The sequence below is a fragment of the Galbibacter sp. PAP.153 genome (assembly GCF_037029175.1).
GTDB classification, from domain to species: Bacteria; Bacteroidota; Bacteroidia; order Flavobacteriales; family Flavobacteriaceae; genus Galbibacter; species Galbibacter pacificus.
The window spans coordinates 35405-56484 of the sequence record NZ_JAZEUN010000017.1 but is presented as its reverse complement, the minus strand read 5'-3'; the positions used below and the strand labels follow the sequence as shown (position 1 = coordinate 56484).

At 38.5% G+C, this 21080-nt stretch carries 22 protein-coding genes; 16 read left to right on the top strand and 6 right to left on the bottom strand.

Annotated elements, in window-relative coordinates:
* Positions 1–55: 55 nt before the first annotated feature.
* Positions 56–1069, top strand: coding sequence for a beta-ketoacyl-ACP synthase III (locus tag UXI14_RS12165; protein ID WP_335966361.1), 1014 nt, complete (start codon positions 56–58; stop codon positions 1067–1069).
* A 120-nt stretch (positions 1070–1189) separates the two neighbouring features.
* On the opposite strand, the gene UXI14_RS12160 is transcribed toward UXI14_RS12165, so the two are convergent.
* The 4 genes from UXI14_RS12160 to UXI14_RS12145 all read right to left on the bottom strand — a co-directional run bounded on the left by UXI14_RS12160 (position 1190) and on the right by UXI14_RS12145 (position 4908).
* Complete coding sequence (locus tag UXI14_RS12160; RefSeq protein WP_335966360.1) at positions 1190–1702, bottom strand: hypothetical protein; 513 nt, start codon at positions 1700–1702, stop codon at positions 1190–1192.
* A gap of 256 nt (positions 1703–1958) precedes the next feature.
* A complete protein-coding gene (gene murQ, locus UXI14_RS12155; protein WP_335966359.1) occupies positions 1959–2771 on the bottom strand; it encodes an N-acetylmuramic acid 6-phosphate etherase in 813 nt (270 codons plus the stop codon).
* Entirely contained in the window at positions 2749–4221 is a 1473-nt protein-coding gene (locus UXI14_RS12150; protein ID WP_335966358.1) for a sodium:solute symporter, read from the bottom strand. The genes murQ and UXI14_RS12150 overlap by 23 nt, the downstream gene beginning before the upstream one ends.
* Before the next feature lie 120 nt (positions 4222–4341).
* The gene (locus UXI14_RS12145) at positions 4342–4908 is read right to left on the bottom strand and encodes a carboxypeptidase-like regulatory domain-containing protein (protein WP_335966357.1); all 567 of its coding nucleotides are present in this window, start codon (positions 4906–4908) and stop codon (positions 4342–4344) included.
* 167 nt (positions 4909–5075) lie between these two features.
* Here UXI14_RS12145 and UXI14_RS12140 point away from each other — a divergent pair, with 167 nt between their 5' ends.
* Entirely contained in the window at positions 5076–5825 is a 750-nt protein-coding gene (locus UXI14_RS12140) for a DeoR/GlpR family DNA-binding transcription regulator (protein ID WP_335966356.1), read from the top strand.
* Positions 5826–5923: 98 nt separating this feature from the next.
* Positions 5924–7861: a glucosamine-6-phosphate deaminase gene (nagB, locus tag UXI14_RS12135; protein WP_335966355.1), complete on the top strand. Its 1938-nt coding sequence runs from the start codon at positions 5924–5926 to the stop codon at positions 7859–7861.
* 337 nt (positions 7862–8198) lie between these two features.
* Here the strand turns inward: nagB and UXI14_RS12130 are convergent, their stop codons facing one another.
* Positions 8199–10661: a TonB-dependent receptor gene (locus UXI14_RS12130; RefSeq protein WP_335966354.1), complete on the bottom strand. Its 2463-nt coding sequence runs from the start codon at positions 10659–10661 to the stop codon at positions 8199–8201.
* A 120-nt stretch (positions 10662–10781) separates the two neighbouring features.
* On the opposite strand from UXI14_RS12130, the gene UXI14_RS12125 reads away from it, so the two are divergent.
* Positions 10782–11141 carry a CoA-binding protein gene (locus UXI14_RS12125; RefSeq protein WP_335966353.1) on the top strand — a complete coding sequence of 120 codons (360 nt, stop codon included), beginning with the start codon at positions 10782–10784 and terminating at the stop codon, positions 11139–11141.
* Here the strand turns inward: UXI14_RS12125 and UXI14_RS12120 are convergent.
* A complete protein-coding gene (locus UXI14_RS12120; RefSeq protein ID WP_335966352.1) occupies positions 11138–12604 on the bottom strand; it encodes a sodium:solute symporter in 1467 nt (488 codons plus the stop codon). The two genes, UXI14_RS12125 and UXI14_RS12120, sit on opposite strands and share 4 nt — an antisense overlap.
* Positions 12605–12681: 77 nt before the next feature.
* Here UXI14_RS12120 and recR point away from each other — a divergent pair, with 77 nt between their 5' ends.
* From recR to UXI14_RS12060, 12 genes are all read left to right on the top strand, one after another.
* Positions 12682–13305 (top strand): recombination mediator RecR, encoded by a 624-nt coding sequence (gene recR / locus UXI14_RS12115; RefSeq protein WP_335966351.1) that lies wholly within the window; start codon positions 12682–12684, stop codon positions 13303–13305.
* 95 nt (positions 13306–13400) lie between these two features.
* The gene (locus UXI14_RS12110; RefSeq protein WP_335966350.1) at positions 13401–14801 is read left to right on the top strand and encodes a dihydrolipoamide acetyltransferase family protein; all 1401 of its coding nucleotides are present in this window, start codon (positions 13401–13403) and stop codon (positions 14799–14801) included.
* 72 nt (positions 14802–14873) lie between these two features.
* Positions 14874–15650: a 3'-5' exonuclease gene (locus UXI14_RS12105; protein WP_335966349.1), complete on the top strand. Its 777-nt coding sequence runs from the start codon at positions 14874–14876 to the stop codon at positions 15648–15650.
* Positions 15650–16600 (top strand): carboxypeptidase-like regulatory domain-containing protein, encoded by a 951-nt coding sequence (locus UXI14_RS12100; protein WP_335966348.1) that lies wholly within the window; start codon positions 15650–15652, stop codon positions 16598–16600. Before UXI14_RS12105 ends, UXI14_RS12100 begins: the two co-directional genes overlap by 1 nt.
* 23 nt (positions 16601–16623) lie before the next feature.
* The gene (locus UXI14_RS12095) at positions 16624–17235 is read left to right on the top strand and encodes a fumarylacetoacetate hydrolase family protein (protein WP_335966346.1); all 612 of its coding nucleotides are present in this window, start codon (positions 16624–16626) and stop codon (positions 17233–17235) included.
* A gap of 71 nt (positions 17236–17306) precedes the next feature.
* A complete protein-coding gene (locus tag UXI14_RS12090; protein WP_335966345.1) occupies positions 17307–17642 on the top strand; it encodes an Hpt domain-containing protein in 336 nt (111 codons plus the stop codon).
* 3 nt (positions 17643–17645) lie between these two features.
* Positions 17646–18893 (top strand): competence/damage-inducible protein A, encoded by a 1248-nt coding sequence (locus tag UXI14_RS12085; protein WP_335966344.1) that lies wholly within the window; start codon positions 17646–17648, stop codon positions 18891–18893.
* 75 nt (positions 18894–18968) lie between these two features.
* Positions 18969–19205, top strand: a complete 237-nt coding sequence (gene rpmB, locus UXI14_RS12080; RefSeq protein ID WP_277901119.1) for a 50S ribosomal protein L28 — start codon at positions 18969–18971, stop codon at positions 19203–19205.
* 27 nt (positions 19206–19232) lie between these two features.
* Entirely contained in the window at positions 19233–19415 is a 183-nt protein-coding gene (gene rpmG, locus UXI14_RS12075; RefSeq protein ID WP_277901120.1) for a 50S ribosomal protein L33, read from the top strand.
* Positions 19416–19425: 10 nt separating this feature from the next.
* Positions 19426–19578 carry a DUF4295 domain-containing protein gene (locus UXI14_RS12070; RefSeq protein WP_277901121.1) on the top strand — a complete coding sequence of 51 codons (153 nt, stop codon included), beginning with the start codon at positions 19426–19428 and terminating at the stop codon, positions 19576–19578.
* A gap of 213 nt (positions 19579–19791) precedes the next feature.
* Positions 19792–20745, top strand: coding sequence for a signal recognition particle-docking protein FtsY (gene ftsY / locus UXI14_RS12065; protein ID WP_277901122.1), 954 nt, complete (start codon positions 19792–19794; stop codon positions 20743–20745).
* Positions 20745–21026 carry a hypothetical protein gene (locus UXI14_RS12060; RefSeq protein WP_335966343.1) on the top strand — a complete coding sequence of 94 codons (282 nt, stop codon included), beginning with the start codon at positions 20745–20747 and terminating at the stop codon, positions 21024–21026. Before ftsY ends, UXI14_RS12060 begins: the two co-directional genes overlap by 1 nt.
* Positions 21027–21080 lie beyond the last annotated feature (54 nt).

The window sequence follows — 21080 nt, the reverse complement described above, 5'->3', positions numbered from 1 at the left end:
ATCGTATTATAAAAGACGATTGTTTTATTTTTTATAAAAAGGAAGGATAAAAAAGATGTACAATTCAAAGATAACAGGATTAGGGTATTATGTTCCCGAAAATGTGGTAACCAACGACGATCTATCTAAGTTGATGGACACGAATGATGCCTGGATACAGGAGCGGACCGGTATTAAAGAGCGTCGCCATGTGGTAAAGGGAGATGGCGATACCACCACCACAATGGGTGTAAAAGCCGCAAAAATTGCCATAGAACGTTCTGGTTTGGACAAAGATGAAATCGATTTTGTGGTTTTTGCCACCTTGAGCCCCGATTATTATTTTCCGGGCCCGGGAGTGTTGGTACAACGCGATTTAGGCTTGAAAACCGTTGGGGCACTGGATGTTCGTAACCAATGTTCGGGTTTTGTGTATGCCATTTCGGTGGCCGATCAGTTTATTAAAACCGGGATGTACAAAAATGTGCTGGTAATAGGTTCAGAGTTGCATTCTACCGGATTGGATATGACTACGCGCGGACGCGGGGTTTCGGTTATTTTTGGCGATGGAGCTGGAGCTGCCGTATTGAGTAGGGAAGAAGATACAACAAAGGGCATACTGTCCACACATTTACATTCTGAAGGAGAGCATGCCGAAGAGTTGGCATTGATAGCCCCGGGAATGGGGAAACGCTGGGTAACCGATATTTTGTCCGAAGACAATCCAGAAGAGGATACTTCTTATTTTCCGCACATGAACGGTCAATTTGTCTTTAAAAATGCCGTGGTCCGCTTTAGCGAGGTAATAAACGAAGGCTTGCAGGCAAATGGCTTAACGGCTTCAGATATCGATTTGTTGGTGCCGCATCAGGCAAATTTGAGAATTTCGCAGTTTATTCAGCAGAAATTTAAATTGAATGATAATCAGGTATTCAACAATATTATGAAATACGGAAATACCACGGCAGCATCCATTCCTATTGCTTTAACCGAAGCTTGGGAGCAAGGTAAGGTTAAAAAAAACGATACAGTGGTGCTGGCCGCCTTTGGTAGTGGATTTACTTGGGCAAGTGCCATTATAAAATGGTGATTTAACGTTATTAACCGTTAATCAGCAGGCGTAAAATATTCAGTAATATAGGAGCATTGAGAGGATTTTAATAAATTTCACTCAATGCTCTTTTTTTTGCTTGATATTATTGGTGAAATCTTAATCAAAAATAAGTGAATAACCAAAACGATACTTTGTGTACAAATCAATACCGAGAAGTATTATTAGGATGAAAATTGCTGCGAACAAAAAAGTTTTTTTAAATTCTTTAGCGTTAAATTCAAAAGTTTCGGGGTGAATAAAAAAATCTGAATAAACAGATTCCGAAATGGTTAAATGAGGACAAAATAATGCTATTCCTTGTATAAAATGCCCTCTCAATTCTCGCCAATTTCCTGTAGCTCCCGTATATATAACATCGGTATTGGAAAAAGTAATATGTTTCTCATTTCCTTGATAAAATATTATTAATCGGGTAGATGAATAGGGTGTAACACCAACTGTTTTGATAAAAACATCATCGGAGAAAGGAGACGGAGACGATGATTTGGTCAATTCTGAAAATAAGATGCTTTCCCTTTTACCATTAAGTTTTAGGTAATGCACCCCTTCTTTATTGATAGTTACTTTTTTTATTGATTCCCTTTTTACTGATTTGTTGTATTTAATCAATTTATAAGTACCAAAAAGGAGAAGCAAATAGTATATAAGAAAAAAAAAGATAATGGATGTGACTTCCAAATTATTTTCACTTGCAAATAATATGGGCAACCCATAAAACATCACCGTAAAAAGACAAATTATTAATATGAGCAAAATTTTGCACGCCCATGTTAATGAATGATTAATAACGGTTGATTTTTCAGGAAAATTGTCTTTAGTGTAGCGCATCCCTTGAGTATTATTCCCGAGTAAAAATAGAAAACAATTACCCTTTAAAAAAGGTAATTGCCTTTTTAACACTTTGGTGTTCCATTAACAGCTTTTGGGCTTCTTCTTTTTCTATATGCAGTTCATCCATCAACATTTTTACACCTCGTTTCACCAATTTTTTATTAGAAAGCTGCATATTAATCATTTTATTCCCCTTTACTTTCCCCATTTTTATCATTAAGGAAGTAGAAATCATATTCAAGATTAATTTTTGGGCAGTTCCGGCTTTCATGCGAGTGCTTCCGGTAACAAATTCAGGTCCCACCACGACTTCAACAGGATAGGCTACATTGGCAGCTAGCGGACTGTTTTTGTTGCAGGTAATGCACCCGGTAACAATATTGTTCTCTTTTGCTTTTTTTACACCGCCAATAACATAAGGAGTAGTCCCCGATGCTGCAATGCCAATAACGGCATCTTTATCAGAAATTAAATGTTCCTGCATGTCGAGCCATGCTTTTTCGGTATTGTCTTCTTCATTTTCAACGGCATTTCGCAAGGCAGTATCTCCACCGGCTATAAGTGCAATAACCAATTCTTTAGAGACCCCATATGTAGGTGGAAGTTCTGATGCATCGAGAACTCCTAATCGTCCACTTGTACCAGCTCCAAGATAAAATAACCGTCCGCCATTTTTCATTTTTTCATATACAACATCAACGAGTTTTTCTATTTTGGGCAGTGCTTTTTCAATAGCATTCGGCACCATTTTGTCTTCGGTATTTATATTGTAGAGCAGTTCTTGCGTGCTCATTTTTTCTAGATTATTGTAATGCGAAGCATTTTCAGTGGTTAGTTGTTGGTTCATGATTTTTTTTGATTATGATTAAGAAGGATATGGTAATAAGGGCATTTATAAAAATGTTCATAAAACCGAGGTCGAAACGGAAGTACTGTATCAAGGCTTCATTTAAAATATACGTTAAAACAGGAGCAAGAATGCAAATAACGGGCACGAGTTTATCGGTAATGTTTGTTTTGGTGAAAATCCCTAAAATGAAGAGCCCAAGTAATGGACCATACGTATACCCGGCTACTTTAAATATGCTGGTAATAATATCTCCGGTGCTATTTGCAAAAGCCATGATAATTGCAAAAACGATAATGTTAAACCCGAACAGCGTTATATTTTTTGCCTTCTTTTTTTCTGATGGTGTTTTCTTTTCCATGTTTAAAAAGTCGTGGGTAAATGAAGTTGTTAAAGCAGTTAAGGCAGAATCTACACTGGAAAATGCCGCGGCGGTAATTCCTAAAATAAATGTAATGGCTGCTGCAATACCAAAATAATTAAGCGACAATTTAGGGAAAAGATCATCGGTATTGATAAAAGTACCGTTTTCATTTACAGGAAGGGAAACACCTTGTTTTTCTGCATAAATATATAGAAGCACCCCTAGCCCTAAAAACAGAAATTGAGTGATGGCTAAAATGAAACTGAAAACCAACGCATTTTTTTGTGCTTCGCCTTTCGATTTGCATGTGAGGGTTTTTTGCATGATATTTTGATCGAGCCCCATCATGGCAATGGCTATTAAAACACCAGAAATAATCTGTTTGAAGAAGTTATTTCCCGATTTTGGGTCCCAATCAAAGACCTGAAAGTATTTGTGGGACGTAACTGCGTCAATGGTTTCAGAAAATGAAAAGTTAAGGGCGTTTTTAATGGCAAAAATAGAAACGACGGCCGCAACAATTAAAAAGGTGGTCTGCAAAGTATCTGTCCAAACAATGGTTTTTATTCCCGATTTGTTTGTGTAGACCCAAATTAGTGCCAAAATAATAACAACCGTTACAGGAAATGGAACGCCCAAGGGGGCAAACATGGCATAATCGAGTACTTTTACAGCCAATAAAAGGCGTAAAGACGCACCAAAGGATTGTGATATGATGAAAAACAGCGAACCGGTTTTGTAGGAATAAAACCCAAAACGATTGGATAAATAGGTGTAAATGGAGATCAATTTGAATTTGTAGTAAATGGGAATAAGTACAAAAACGATAAAACTATAACCAATAACGTTCCCGATTACAAACTGAAAATAGTACAAATAGTTGTTGGAAACCATTCCGGGAATAGAAACAAATGTAACTCCCGACATGGCGGCGCCAATCATTCCGTAGGCTACCAACGGCCATGGGGATTGCCTGTCGCCGGTATAATAAGCATCGGCTCCCGACTTTTTGGAAACGAGGTATGAAATGCCTACTAAAATGATAAAATATCCAAGAAAAACGGCTAAAAAGAGCGTAGTATTCATATAAGGTTATTTATACTGTAAAATTGGTTTGATTTGTAAATTGTATTCGTGGAGGTCTTCAAAACCTTCCAAATCCTGCATCGACATTCAAATTGGTAACATTGGTCGTTAGGTTGCTGGTTATAACGCCATCGATAACATATAAAGGTTCTGATGAACCGCTAATTGTGCTTGGCCCCTTAACCGAATCGAGAATCCACCGGCCGGGTCTCCAGAATTTTGTGTAATCTGGGCACCGGGAATTTTCTCCTGAATAGCCGCCGTAACGCTTGGGGTAGGTGCTTTTGTAATGTCCTCAGATTTTAAAGTGGTAATGGCATTACCGATTTTCTTTCTGGATTGCGATACGCTCGACCCCATAACAACTACTTCTTCTAAAGCATTTGCGTCGCTTTTTAAAAAAACGGAGATGCGGTTTTGGCCGGAAGGAACCGTAACTTCTTTGGCAATATAGCCAATATAGCTAATAATCATTACACTTTTTTCGTCTGGGATCGTAATGGAAAATTTTCCGTCAAAATCTGTAACAGCACCTATAGTTGTTCCCTTAATTATAACATTTGCTCCCGGGAGGGGTTGATTATCATCTTCTGAAGTAACCGTCCCATTAATCGATCTTTCTTGAGCTAACGCATAATTTACCAATAGGAAAAGAGCTGCTAGCATAGTAAAATATTGCTTTTTCATTGTAAACAAAAATTTTTAAGTGGGAATGAAGTTAGTATTTTTTCTATATGTATGCAAGAAAAATGTATAAAAATGCATTATTTTTGCATATTTGAATTAATATTTGCTTTTTACAGCATTAATGTTTTATATTTCATGCATGTATTAAACAATATGCAGGCAAAACCATGCAAAAAAAAGAAAGACAAGATATAATTGTAGATGAGGTAAGGGTAAACAGGAATGTATCGTCCAATTACTTAGCTGAAAAATTAAAAGTTTCTGAAGATACCATTAGGCGGGACCTCAATGAACTTGATAAAAAGGGATTGATAATGAAGGTTCATGGGGGGGCCGTATCTACCATCCAGAAGCTATATCACTACAATGAAGATGTTGTGTTTAATAAAGAAGGAAAGAACATTATTGCCATAAAAGCAGTTTCATTGATAGAAGATGGCATGGTGGTAATTATTAGTGGGGGGACTACCAATTTAATGTTGGCAAAACAACTTCCTAAAGATTTAAAGGCAACTGTGTATACCTATAGTTTGCCCATTGCAATGCAACTCTCTGAGCATCCATCGGTAGAAGTGATTTTTATAGGTGGAAAAATTAATAAAAAGTCAATGGTTACCGTTGGTATCGACGTGGTTCAGTCGCTTTCCGAAGTTGTTGCGGATATCTGTTTTATTGGTGTTAGCAGCATAAATATTGCAAATGGCCTAACGGATGAAGGTTACGAAGTCTCTCTTGTAAAAAGGGCCATGATTGCGGCTTCAGACAAAATAGTGGCTTTGGCAACTTCTAATAAATTGAATGTAAGGCAAAACTACAATGTGTGCAGTTTAAACGAAATTAACACTTTGATAACCGAGTTGAATCCAAATGATAATAAATTGCGCAACTATTTATTGCAAAACGTGCAAACAATCTAATGTAAAAACAGGTATAAAAATGGCAAGATGCAGGCGCATAGTTGCTGAAATTGATGGAAAATAGTAACTTTAATGATTAACCGATTTAACATACACAAATGAAGGTACATATCGATGCACAGAATACTATAAAGTATGAAAAGGCAGGAACCCATGAGCATAACCGTTATGAGAAGATTCATAACGTAGTTTTTGAAAAATCTTCAAAAGCATCGTATTTGGTGGCGAAAGAGATTGCCGATTTAATTCGTGAAAAAAATAAAAAAGGGGAAACCTGTGTGTTGGGCTTGGCCACGGGATCGTCGCCCATACGTGTTTATGATGAGTTGGTCAAGATGCATAAAAACGAAGGGCTGAGCTTTAAAAATGTAGTAACCTTCAATTTGGACGAATATTACCCGATGAACGCGGAAAGTATTCATAGTTATCACTATTTTATGAACGAGCATTTGTTCAATCATATAGATATTCCAAAAGATCAGATTAACATTCCCGACGGTACCACCGATCAAGATGAAATAACATCCTATTGCAAGGCATACGAAGAAAAAATAGCCAAATACGGCGGACTCGATTTTCAGTTATTGGGTATTGGTAGAACGGGACACATTGGTTTTAACGAACCGGGATCCCATTATAATTCTATTACAAGAAGCATTACCCTGGACCAGTTAACACGGGAAGATGCGGCGCCGTCTTTTTTAGGAATAGAAAACGTGCCCAAAAAGGCCATAACCATGGGAGTGGGCACTGTATTTAGTGCCAAAAGAATTGTGTTGTTGGCTTGGGGGCACAAAAAAGCAAGTGTTTTAAAGGAAACCATTGAAGGCGAAATAAGTCCGCAAATACCCGCAACATACCTGCAAGAACATAACAATACCACATTTGTGCTCGATACAGAGGCGGCTTCGTTACTAACCAGATTTGAATCGCCGTGGTTGGTTGGCGAAGTTACATGGACCGATGCCATGACCAAAAGGGCCGTGGTATGGCTGTGCGATAAAGTAGAAAAGTCTATCCTTCGTTTAACCGATAAGGATTATAACGAACATGGATTGGCCTCTTTAATTACGGAAAAAGGATCGTCGTACGAACTGAACATAGAAATGTTTAACAAACTACAGCATACCATTACCGGTTGGCCGGGCGGTAAGCCAAATGCCGACGATACCAACCGGCCCGAAAGAAAATCGCCAGAGAAGAAACGCGTTATTATTTTCAGTCCGCACCCGGATGACGATGTAATTTCCATGGGAGGCACTTTTGATAGGCTGGTGGAGCAAGGCCATGAAGTACATATTGCATACCAAACATCTGGAAATATTGCTGTGTCCAATGCCGATGCTTTAAAATATGCTGAAGTGGCTATGGATTTTCTTCCGGAAGGTGAGGAACTGGAAAAGATAAAAGAGGTAGTTACAGGAATTAACAAGAAAAAAGAAAATGAAACCGATGCAATTTCCGTTAGGGAATTAAAAGGCTTGATACGTAAGCGGGAATCTATTGCTGCTACGCGGTATTTTAACGTGCCGGATACGCAGGTTCACTTTTTGAATTTACCTTTTTACGAAACGGGAACTGTGAAGAAGAATCCGTTAGGACCTGATGATATACAGATCGTGAGGGATTTAATTGCAAGCGTAAAACCACATCAGGTGTATGCTGCCGGAGATTTAGCAGATCCGCATGGAACGCATAAAGTATGTTTGGACGCTGTGTTCAAGGCCATGGCCGAACTAAAACCGGAACCGTTTATGAACGATTGTTGGCTGTGGTTGTACAGAGGGGCATGGCACGAATGGGAAATCCACGAAATTGACATGGCCGTACCAATGAGCCCCGACCAGGTGCTTAGAAAACGAAAAGCTATTTTCTTCCATCAAACACAAAAAGATGGGGTACTGTTTCAAGGAGAAGATTTAAGGGAGTTTTGGGTACGTGCCGAAGACAGAAATAAAAAAACGGCACAGCATTACCGCGATCTTGGCCTAGCAGATTATGCCGCCATTGAAGCCTTTAAGCGTTTTGATTATTAATTCAACCAGCTATTTTAAAAAGCCAAGGGCGCATTTAAAATAGCTGGTTGAATTAGAGACTGTCTAAAAAGTTGTAAATCCTGATGTCATGCTGAGCCTGTCGAAGCATAGTTCGCTGAATGCCAACAAGTCTTCGACAGGCTCAGACTGACAAACAAGTTTACATAAGGCTTTTTAGACAGCGGGAAACAGCTCCTGAAAAAAGTGTAAATTGAGTTCAATAATTATAAAATGTTAAAACCCGGAAGTATTACTGCTCCCGGGTTTTTTATTAATAACATGCAACCTTTTACACTAACCATCAACTATATGAGAATGTTGCATTATTACTAATTTTTTACATAATTCCGCCGCCTTCTTTGGTGTTGCTGTCTCTTTGTTTGCGTTGTACCTTTCGGTTTTTGCCGCTTCCGAAACGATAAGATAAACCTGCAAAAATGGTGCGGCTTTCCCAATTAAATGTGCCGTTTTGTTCGTATGGACGCTGTCCTTCAAAGCTAAATTGCATGGTGTTGAAAATGTCGTTAAAATTAAGACTGAAAGTTCCTTTCCCGCCGGCAAAACTGTAACGGGCGCCTGTGTTTACAAAATACATGGGCTTGGCATCCATTTGCAATCCTTTGTTTTTCCCCCTGTAATAACCAAATAAGGAAAGGGTAAGGTTTTTGGTAACTGTAAAGTTGTTGTTTAGCCGGGCGTTAAAAGCTACGTTGTTAACTTCAACTTCTTCGGTAATAATATCGTCAACGGTTACGTCGTTATCGTCGGGAATTAATTGCTCGGTTAAACCGCGTTGTTTTTGTGCGTACATATCAACACTACCATTAATACTCCACCAATCTAACGGTTTATAGTTGGTAGATATTTCAAAACCGTAAGCGTTGGTGTTGTCAAAATTGTCGTAAGTAAGAATTTGTTTGGTTAAGTCCAGCCTGTCTACATATAAAACTTGGTTAATCTCGTCTTCAATGGAGCGGTAATAGATTCCAAAAGTAATGCTTCCATGCTCCAATCTTCGGGTATAATTTGTTTCGTAGGAGTTGGTAAATTGTGGAAGCAATTCATCATTTCCATACGAAGAAATTTGAGGGGTACTCCATTCCCTTATTGGGTTTACCTGTCCAAGTCCCGGACGGTCTACGCGGCGACTAAAACTTATTTGAAATTGATTTTTTTCTGATGGATTGTACGTAACAAAAGCCGAAGGGTAAATTTGTTTATAATCGTCCGTGAAACTTCTTACGCTATTGGTGTCTGCCTTTACGCTCACATCTTCAAAACGGGCACCGACCTGGTAGCTCCATTTTTCAAAATTTTGCCCAAAGGTGGTATATGCCGAATAAATGTCCATGCCGTAAATAAAATCAGTATCGGGTGTTGGAATAAGCACGCCACCGGAATTAAAGGTAAATCCTGTTGAAGAATAATCAACATCGGTTTCAAAAGTCCTGTATTCCAAACCTAATTCTAATTTTGACTTTTCAGAAAGCGGATTTACATAATCTAAATTGGCAATGGTCTGTTGCCTTCTGGTGTCTACAAAATCTTGGTAATCCGGTTGTGTAGAGGCTCCAATGTAATTAAAATCGGCATCCTCTTCGTCTTTAAAATTGTTGTAATCAATTTCAAATTCTATATTATGCCCTTCTTTTTCAAAATCTCTTTTGTAGTCAAAGTTGTATTGTTCGTTATGGTTGGAGTTCTCATTGGTAAAAACCTGCCGGGAGTTATCAACAGAAGGGTCCATGTTTACAATTTGAGTGTCTCCGCGACCTTTTCCGTCAAATATGTTTTGGTTGGTAAAAACGGAAATGGTGTTTTTTTCGTTGAGGTAAAAATCGATTCCCGCTTTGTAAAGGTGTGATTTGTTATTGTTTAAAAACGAAAAGTATTGAAACTGATTTTCGTTAAAATCGGTTGTATTTTCATCGTCCATACGTTCTACAACACCATCGTTTACGTATTTACCAATGTTGTTGCCATAACTTCCGTAGACATTAAATTTTCCGTTGCGGTAGTTTAAATCCCCGGAACTGTTAAATTTTGCTTCGTCTTGATATGCAAGTCCGAGATTTATATTTCCATTAAAACCTATGTTGGCATCTTTATACAAAACGATATTGATGATACCGCTCATCCCTTCGGGGTTGTATTTTGCTGAAGGATTTGTAATCAATTCAATCTTTTTAATTGAAGTGGAAGGGATTTGTTTAAGTAATTGAGCAACGGGGACGTTCGATAGTTTCCCGTCTACCATAACACGCACGTTTGAATTTCCGCGCATGCTTAACTGGCCCGTTTGCTGGTCGACATTTACCGAAGGGATATTGTTCATGATATCTGATGCCGTAGCCCCTTGTGTGGTAAGGTCTTTCCCTACATTGATTACCTTCCGGTCTATTTTCTGTTCAATTGTAGAGCGCTCGGCAACCACGTCCACACCTTCCAGCTCGGTAACGTTTTCTACCAGCGTAATGGTCCCTAAGTTGGTTTTATTGCCGGTAATGCTTATTTCTTTACTATAAGTTTGGTACCCAATAAATTGAATTTCGAATGTGTAGGTTCCTTCTTCAATTTTGGTAAGTTCAAAGCTACCGTTGTCTGCTGTAATTCCACCAACAATATTCTCCCCGTTTTGTTTAAGGACAACTGTTGCGTAAGGTATTGGCTGTTGTAAGCTTTGATCGATGACAATACCGGTAACACTTCCTGTTTTTGCCAGTTCGTTATTCGGGGTACTGTTTTGAGAATATGTAAGGAACGAAAAGAATGCCGTACATAAAAGAATGAAATGTTTCATTGATTAGTTGATTTTTTTGATTGATGATTTTAACTTAAACTCTTTTCGAGTTGTTACCTAATTGACGATTTTTATGGAAAGCTGTTACAATAATTTATAACCTTTAACAAAGTTTAACATATGGGAAAGACATTGGTTATGGGCGCCTCATTAAAGCCTTCAAGATATAGCAACATAGCAGTTAACAGATTGGTTTCTAGTAGTAAAGAAGTTGTGGCTTATGGCTTAAAAGCTGGCAATGTGGCAGGTGTGGAAATAGATACGGAATTAAAAAATTATACCGATATAGATACCGTTACACTGTATATGAATGCCAGAAATCAGCAGGAATTTTATCAATACATAATCGGGTTGAAGCCCAATCGCGTTATTTTTAACCCCGGTACAGAAAACCGTGAGTTTTTCGAGCTGCTAAAATCCAATAACATTGAAGTTGTTGTTGCCTGCACTTTGGTTTTATTGGCAACAAACCAATATTAATGGGCTGGTTTTAAATCTCTTTCCTGTTTAAAAGAGCTGGCAATAAGTAGCCCTATAAAAGTGAGGGCACCGTTTAAAATAAGAACAAAAAATCCGAAATCGAAATTAAATTTCTTATTGCTGTAAAAACTAATAACATACGATAATATTGGCGAGATTATAGCGATAAACGGAATAAATTTATCGTTTGCCTTGAGCTTTGTAAAGAGGCCAAAGCTATACATTCCAAGCAATGGACCATATGTATAACCTGTAAATATAAACAGTTTTGCAATAACGCTTTCATTTTTAATGATGTATTTAAAGGCAATAATCACTAAAATAAGCAAAAGGGAAAACAATATATGGATGCGCTTTCTTACGGCTATTTGCTTTTTTTCTCCATATTTATTTTCAATATTTAAAATATCCACGCTAAACGATGTTGTAAGTGCTGTTAAAGCACTGTCGGCACTGCTGTACGCTGCGGCTATAAGGCCTATTAAAAAGAAAATAAAAACCGCAATGCCGAGGTAATCTTTTGCCAAAACCGCAAAAAGATCGTCTTTATGGGCATCGATCCCATTTTGCTGTGCATATACCGTTAACAAGAGGCCAAGGCAAAGAAAGATAAAATTAACGATGGTGAGTACAATAGTAAACCAAAATACGTTTTTCTGGGCATCTTTTAAGGAGCGGCAAGTAAGGTTTTTCTGCATCATATCTTGATCGAGGCCTGTCATTACCACGGCGATAAAAGCTCCCGAAATAAACTGCTTCCAAAAGTAATCGGCGCTTTTTATATTGTCAAAGAAAAACATTTTGGAGAGGTCGCTGGAAGCTACATAATTGGTAATCTCTTCAGAAATATTCATATCATTGTAAACCGTAACAATAGTAACGCCCAGCGCAATAAGCATAAACAAAGTTTGCAAGGTATCGGTCCACACAATGGTTTTAATACCACTTTTAAACGTATAGAGCCAGATAAGCAGTATGGTAAGCGTGACCGTCGCCCAGAAAGGAACACCCATTTCATTAAAAATAATTACCTGTAAAACATTGGCCACAAGAAACAAACGAAAACTGGCGCCTACAACCCTGGATAATAAAAAGAAAGAGGCACCGGTTTTATAACTATGTGGCCCAAACCTTTGTTCCAAATAGGTGTAGATAGATGTTAAGTTTAATCTGTAATAGAGGGGCAAAAGTACAGCACCAATAATAAAATAACCCAAAATATACCCAAAAACAACCTGCATATAGCTGAACTTGGAAGCTTCAACCCAGCCAGGTACCGATATAAAGGTGACCCCGCTTAAAGAAGCCCCAATCATTCCAAAGGCAACAACATACCACGGCGATTGTCTTTTGGCCTTAAAGAAAGTATCGTTACTTTCTTCGTCTTTACTGGTCAGGAAAGAAATAAGGATTAAAATTCCAAAATAAGCAGCAATAATTAGAAGAATATAAATTGGCTTCATATGGTTTTTTGTAAATGTAATCACAAAACTATGGCATAAAATTCATTTATGCGCCTTAAAATTGTAATTTCGCAATAATGGAATTCTCATCAAAGTTATTAGAAAATGCTGTGTACGAAGTTTCTCAACTTCCGGGTATCGGCAAACGTACAGCTTTGCGGTTGGTGTTGCATTTATTAAGGCAGCCCGAAGCACAAACCAAAAACTTGGCCCTGGCTTTGCAGAACTTGCGTAGTGAAATTAAGTTCTGTAAAAAATGCCATAACATATCAGATACAGAGTTGTGCGAAATATGCGCAAACCCTAAAAGGGATACTTCATTGGTCTGTGTTGTCGAGGACATACGGGACGTAATGGCCATTGAAAGTACAGGTCAATACCGGGGCGTATACCATGTTTTAGGCGGAAAAATTTCGCCCATGGATGGCGTTGGGCCTTCCGACCTTAACATAGCTACATTAATAGAAAAAGCAAAGACGGGGGAGATAAAAGAGATAATTTTTGCATTGAGCTCAACAATGGAGGGAGATACCACCAATTTTTATATCTTTAAACAGTTGGAACCCTATGCGGTTATTACCTCTACCATAGCCCGGGGGATTGCAGTAGGGGACGAATTGGAATATGCAGACGAAGTAACTTTGGGTAGAAGTATTTTAAACAGGATACCGTTTGAAAATTCATTGAAAAGTGAACAATGATAAATTTAAATTAGAAACGAAAATTAATAACATAAAGCCTATTTTTTTATTATTTTCGCAAAATATATATCTATAAACAGCTACAATTTACCGATATGGCAAAAATAGAATTAAAACTACCCCAAATGGGTGAAAGTGTTGCAGAAGCAACGGTTACTTCGTGGTTAAAAGGAATTGGAGATACTATCGAAGCCGATGAGGCCATACTGGAGATAGCTACCGACAAGGTAGACTCTGAAGTTCCCAGCGAAGTGGACGGGGTGCTAATTGAAAAGTTTTTTGAGGTAGACGATGTTGCAAAAGTAGGCGATGTGCTTGCTATTATTGAAACCGATGGCGATGAAGATGGCAATGAAGAAGAAACCCTTAACCATACTCAAGTAGAAGAAGTAGATGAAGAAGCAGCTGAAGAGGCTGTTGCTTCAATTCAAGAAGATATCAATACGGTTAAAGAAACGGTTGTAGCACCGGTTGCAGATTTTTCAACTTCAGAAAAATTCTTTTCGCCCTTAGTGAAAAATATTGCAAAGGAAGAAAACATCGGTTTGGAGGAATTAGAGGGCATAGCCGGGACCGGTAAGGACGGTCGTGTAACCAAAGACGATATTTTAGGGTACCTGGAAAAGAGAAGTGGAAAACCCACAATAAGTACAGAAACCGAAACAAAGCCTGAAACCAAAGAAGCTCCCCAGGCGGCAACCAACGAAGAACCCGTTAAAACACAGCCGCCTCAAGTTGTTAATAAGCAACAGGCTGCCACACAGGCAACTCCGGTATCGGTAAATGGGCAAGATGAAATTGTAGAAATGACCAGAATGGGCAAATTAATAGCTCATCATATGTCGCAAAGCGTGCAAACATCGGCGCACGTACAAAGCTTCATAGAGGTAGATGTTACCAATATCTGGAACTGGAGGAACAAGGTGAAGCATGAGTTTCAAAACCGCGAAGGGGAGAAGCTTACCTTTACGCCCATTTTCATGAAGATTATTGCCAAGACGATAAAAGACTTCCCGTTAATAAACATTTCTATTGATGGAGATAAAATAATCAAAAGGAAAAACATCAATCTTGGAATGGCGGCCGCGCTGCCCGATGGCAACCTTATTGTCCCGGTTATTAAAAATGCCGACCAGCTTAATTTGGTAGGGATGGCAAAACGGGTAAATGATCTTGCCGGAAGGGCAAGGGAAAACAAGTTGAAGCCAGACGAAATACAAGGCGGAACCTATACTGTAACCAATGTGGGGACATTTGGGAGTGTCATGGGTACCCCAATTATCAATCAGCCCCAAGTGGCCATTCTGGCATTGGGCGCCATTAGAAAAGTGCCTGCGGTTATAGAAACCCCGGAAGGCGATTTTATTGGTATACGCCATAAAATGTTCTTGTCGCACAGTTACGATCACAGGGTTGTAAACGGTGCCCTTGGAGGTCAGTTTATACAGCGGGTGGCCGAGTATATCGAGGCATGGGATCCCAACAAAGAAATATAATTACAAATAAGCCCTGAAATTTTCAGGGTTTTTATTTTTCAATACCTAATTTTATAGTTTCAAAACAATACAATGGAATTAAACTTATCTAAACCCATTTGCTTTTTCGACCTGGAAACCACTGGAATCGATGTGGCCCGGGACAGGGTGGTAGAAATATCAATTTTAAAAGTTTTCCCGAACGGAAACAAGGAAAGCCGTACCTGGTTGGTAAACCCCGAAATGCCCATTCCGCCGCAGTCTTCGGCAATTCACGATATAACCGATGAAAAAGTAGCCAATGAGCCCACTTTTAAAGAACTGTCCAAAACCATTTATAACATGATAAAAGACAGCGATTTGGCCGGATATAATTCTGATAGGTTCGACATTCCTGTATTGGCCGAAGAGCTTTTAAGGGCGGGAATAGATTTTGACATGGGCAACAGGGTGTCTGTTGATGTACAGACCATATTTCATAAAATGGAACAACGTACACTTTCGGCTGCATACAAATTTTATTGCGGGAAAAACCTGGACGACGCCCATTCTGCCGAAGCCGATACCAACGCCACATACGAAGTGCTTAAATCGCAACTGGACCGGTATGGGGAACTGGAAAACAATATGAAGTTTTTAGGAGAGTTTACCACTAGAAAACAAACTGCCGACTTTGCTGGATTTATTATTTTTAATGAAGACGAAGAAGAAGTTTTTTCGTTTGGAAAGCACAAAGGAAAAAGAGTAGAAGATGTCATGGAGCAGGAACCGGGATATTTTGGGTGGCTGTTGAATGCAGATTTCCCCCTCTATACCAAAAAGGTGCTTACGGCCATAAAACTACGCAAATTGAATAATAAGCTTAATTAATGCTCGGGCGCTTATTAATAGGTGCCATATTGCTAATTGCCGTACATGGCGTAAGCGCACAACAGGTAATATTGAAAGGGGAACTGGTGGATCAAGGTTCAAAACAAAAAATACCTTATGCGCATTTAATATTCACCGATGTTGCCATTGGAACTACGTCTAATAAAAACGGCCGCTTTTTTTTAAATATCCCTAATGAGTTATTGGTAAAAAATGTACGTATTTCATGTATTGGTTATCAAGAAAAAATAATTCCTGCCAATCAATTGGCCAATGCTACAATTTCCTTAAAGAAACGCGTGGAAGAATTGGGCGAAGTCGTGCTGGTAAACAATAGCGCGTACCATCATAAGAAAAATTTAAACCCTTTTAAAAACAAAAGAAGAATAGGCTTGGGCAATTTTAGTGGGGGCTTGTACCCCTCGGTTTTGGCCAGGTATTACCCAAACGATATGCAGTTGCCCAATCCAGTTTATATGGATGAGGTAACTATTTTTTTTGATGAGCATTATGTGGGAAACTCAAAATTCAGGCTCCGTGTGTTAAGTGCAACCGACTCGTTGTCTCCGGGGGAAGATTTAATTCGGGGCAACCTCATAATAACTTCTTATAAATACGACAGAAAAATACGGGTAGACCTATCGGGCTATTCCATAAAGGTACCCGATAATGGATTTTTTATAGCGGTTGAACATTTGTTTATTAAAGAAAATTCTTACGAAGAAAAAATAGATGTACGGGTAAACGATTCTGTTTATAAAAATGTTGGGACCATACGTTACGGACCTATTTTTAAAGGGGTAGAAGAAGATAAAGACGTGTCAAACTCCTATTACATGTCCAACAAAGGATGGAAATCCATGAAAGGGTTAAATATTCCTCAATATGGGAGTATGTTTAAAGAGGGAAAAATTGCTTCCCCTGCGTTTAAAGTGAAAGTAGTTTATTAATTTGCAAACTTAAAATAACAGCAATGAAGATTATTTGTATTGGTAGAAATTATACCGATCATATTAAAGAATTGGAAAACGAAAAACCTGCCGACCCCGTTATTTTTATGAAACCCGATACGGCATTGTTAAAGAGTAATGACAATTTTTATATTCCGGATTTTTCAAAGGACGTGCACTACGAAACAGAGGTTTTGGTAAAAATCAACAAAGTAGGAAAGCATATAGACGCAAAATATGCTCATAAATATTATGATGAAGTAGGGCTGGGAATCGATTTTACGGCGAGGGATCTTCAAAATAAATTAAAAGAAAAAGGGTTGCCGTGGGAAAAGGCCAAAGCCTTTGACAACTCGGCCGTAGTTGGTTCGTGGGTTTCCAAAGAAGAAATTCCAAACATTAATGAATTAGACTTTAGCTTGCTGTTGAACGGAAAAGTTGCGCAAAAGGCAAACACTTCGTTAATGCTATGGAAAATAGATGAGTTAATTTCGTATATTTCAGCTTATTTTACATTAAAGACAGGAGATGTACTATTTACCGGAACACCAGCGGGCGTTGGAAAGGTAAAGGCCGGTGATTGCCTGGAAGGATTTATGAACAATGCAAAAATGTTTGATGTAAAAGTAAAATAGAAAAAGATTTATATAAAAAACAACCTTAAGTTAGACCCAAAACACCATAGAACCTAAAAAAACATATCAAGATGAAATATAGCCTAAATAAACTAAACGAACTCTCTGGCGGGGACAAAGAATTTAACACCTCCGTAATCCAGACCTTTATAAGCGAAACACCCGATGATATAGAAAACCTAAAGAAAGCGATAGCCAATAAAGAGTTTGACCATATCTATCAATTTGCTCATAAAATAAAGCCCAATGCAGACCTGCTTGGGATAGACCAGGTAAGGGAAAATATGCTGGCCATAGAAGGTCACGCAAGGGGCGATAAAAACATTGACGCCATAGAAAAAACCTATTTAGAGGCCGAAACAGAACTACAAGCAGCCTTTGATGCATATAGAAACTATTTAAAATAATAAATGTTTGCAGAGATAATTACTATTGGAGATGAGATACTTATTGGCCAAATAGTAGATACAAATTCAGCCTTTATAGCGAAACAATTGAATAATATTGGGGTTTCGGTATATCAAATTACTTCAGTACAAGACGACAGGGAACATATCCTTCAGTCGATTAAGGAAGCGGAAGGACGAGCAGATATTATTATAATTACAGGCGGATTGGGGCCCACCAAAGACGATGTTACCAAGCATACATTATGCGACTATTTTAATGACAAGCTGGTGGAAGACCCGGCCGTTTTGGCGCACATCGAGGCCTTGTTTAAAAAATACATAAACGCCCCCATTTCCAACCTTAACCGCTCTCAGGCCATGGTACTTTCCAAGGCTACGGTTTTAAATAATCAATACGGCACAGCGCCCGGTATGTGGATAGAAAAAGGCAATAAAACCATAATTTCCTTGCCTGGTGTCCCGTTGGAGATGGAGGGACTCATTACAAACGAGGTAATGCCGCGCATACAGGCAAAATATAAACGGCCATACATTCTTCATAAAACAATGATTACCTATGGATTAGGAGAAAGCTCGCTGGCAGAACGTATTGAAGATTGGGAAAAAGCCCTTCCAAGGCATATACGGTTGGCTTATTTGCCTAATTTGGGGAAAGTTAGGCTCCGTCTTTCAGGAAAAGGGGAAGACATGAATATACTTGAAGATGAAATTGAAGCACAGATACAAAGTTTAAAACCACTTATTGAAGATATTTATTACGGCCTTGAAGAAGACAGTGCTCTGGAAATACTCACCGGAAAATTGCTAAGTGAAAGAAGGCAAACAGTTTCCACGGCCGAAAGCTGCACGGGGGGCAAACTAGCCGAAACATTTACTTCGGTACCCGGTTCATCGGCTTATTTTACGGGCAGTGTAGTAAGTTACGCTACCAGTGCCAAAATAGAGGTTTTAAACATCGACAAATTGCTTATAGACAAACATTCGGTGGTAAGTGCCGAAGTGGCAACGGCAATGGCTATAAATGCCCAAAAGCTTTTCAATACCAGTTATGCATTAGCGACCACAGGAAATGCAGGCCCGGAAAAAGGAGATTCTGATGCTGCTATCGGGACGGTCTTTATAGCCTTGGCCACACCTTTTGACGTAAAGGTACAGGAGTTTAATTTTGGAAATCACCGTGAAAAAGTGATTAATAAAGCGGTTAACAAAGCTTTTGAATTGCTCTGGAAAGAAATTTTAAAAAAATAATCCATTTGCTTGTCTGTCAAGTGAAAAATTCGTTAATTTGCACCCTGTTTTAAAATAACACTAAAGTATAGAATAATGTCAAGAGTTTGTGAACTTACAGGAAAGAAGGCAATGGTGGGAAACAACGTTTCTCATGCAATGAACAAAACCAAACGTAAATTTGATGCTAACCTAATCAAAAAACGTTTCTTCATACCAGAAGAAGACCGTTGGGTTACTCTTAAAATTTCTACCGCTGCGTTAAAAACAATTAACAAAAAAGGTATTTCTGCGGTTTTAAAAGAGGCAAAAGAAAAAGGATTTATTAAGTAATTAATTATCCGTTAAAACAATATAAAAATGGCAAAAAAAGGTAATAGAATACAGGTTATTTTAGAATGTACCGAGCACAAAGAGTCTGGCAAGCCAGGAACTTCCCGTTACATCACCACAAAAAATAAAAAGAACACTCCGGATAGACTTGAAATCAAGAAATTCAACCCTATCCTTAAGAAAATGACTGTTCATAAAGAAATTAAATAATTAAGAAGCCATGGCAAAGAAGACAGTAGCAACTTTACAAACAAGTTCAAAGAGATTGACTAAAGCTATAAAAATGGTCAAGTCTCCTAAAACAGGTGCTTACACTTTTGTAGAAGCTGTAATGACTCCGGAAACAGTTAACGACTGGTTAAAAGAAAATTAAGAAGTTCACAACTTTACAATATATATTAAGGCTACTTTCCTATAGAAAGTAGCTTTTTGTTTTTATATCTTTGACATAAATTGCAAAACCATTTTTTGCATAATAGGTACCATCTGTTGTGCGGGGTTTAAGGATTGAAAGAATTAAAATTGACAGGCGTTTTTCATTAAATAAACTTTTATGCCGTAAAGGGCATTAATTACCCATTGAAATATGAGTTTTTTTAAAAAAATATTTTCATCAGAAAAAAAAGAAACTTTAGATAAAGGGCTGGAAAAGTCCAAAGACAGTTTTTTCTCCAAACTGGGGAAGGCCGTAGCAGGAAAGTCTAAGGTAGATGATGAGGTGCTTGACAACCTTGAAGAAGTATTGGTAACGAGCGATGTTGGCGTGAATACTACCCTAAAGGTAATTGAGCGTATTGAAGAACGTGTGGCCAAGGACAAATATTTAGGGACCGACGAGCTCAATTTAATTCTACGCGAAGAAATTGCAGGCTTACTTTCTGAGACTAATTCTGGCGAAGAAAAAGATTTTGTTATTCCCGAAGGAAAAAAACCGTATGTGTTAATGGTGGTTGGTGTAAATGGCGTTGGCAAGACCACAACCATCGGTAAACTTGCCTATCAATTTAAAAAACAAGGGAAAAAAGTGGTTTTGGGGGCCGCCGATACTTTTAGGGCTGCGGCAATAGACCAGCTTCAAGTTTGGGCAGACCGTGTAGAAGTGCCCATAGTAAAACAGCAAATGGGGAGCGATCCTGCATCAGTTGCGTTCGATGCCTTGAAATCGGCTGTTTCTCAAGATGCCGATGTTGTTATTATCGATACTGCCGGAAGACTTCATAATAAAATAAACCTGATGAACGAGCTTACCAAGGTTAAGCGTGTTATGCAAAAAGTGGTGGATAATGCACCGCATGAGGTGCTTTTGGTCCTGGACGGTTCTACAGGGCAAAACGCTTTTGAACAGGCCAAACAATTTACAAAAGCCACCGAAGTAACTTCTTTGGCAGTAACAAAACTGGACGGAACGGCAAAGGGCGGTGTTGTTATCGGTATTTCCGATGAGTTTCAAATACCCGTAAAATATATAGGCGTTGGCGAAGGTATTGAGGACCTGCAAGTCTTTAATAAATACGAATTTGTTGATTCCTTTTTTAAATAATGAAACCAGCCCCGTTTTTAATTACCGTTACCAAAATAATAGCGTACTACTGTTTGTTTTATGCGGCCGTAAAAATATACGCCATTGTTAAAGGGATGTGGTTTTGGCCCAATTTGCTTATAGCTGTTTTTTTGGGCATTGTAGCATGGTTTGGGTTTCGGGTAATCAAAAAAGAAACATACAATTGGTATTTTGCGGGCATATGCATAGTATTGCTTTCGGCGCTCCGCTATTACGAACCACGACTGATTCCATATTTGCAAGGGCTTTTTGCTTCATAATTATTTTGTTGGTATAATCTTCGTATAATACACTTTCAAGTTGTAATTTTGCAA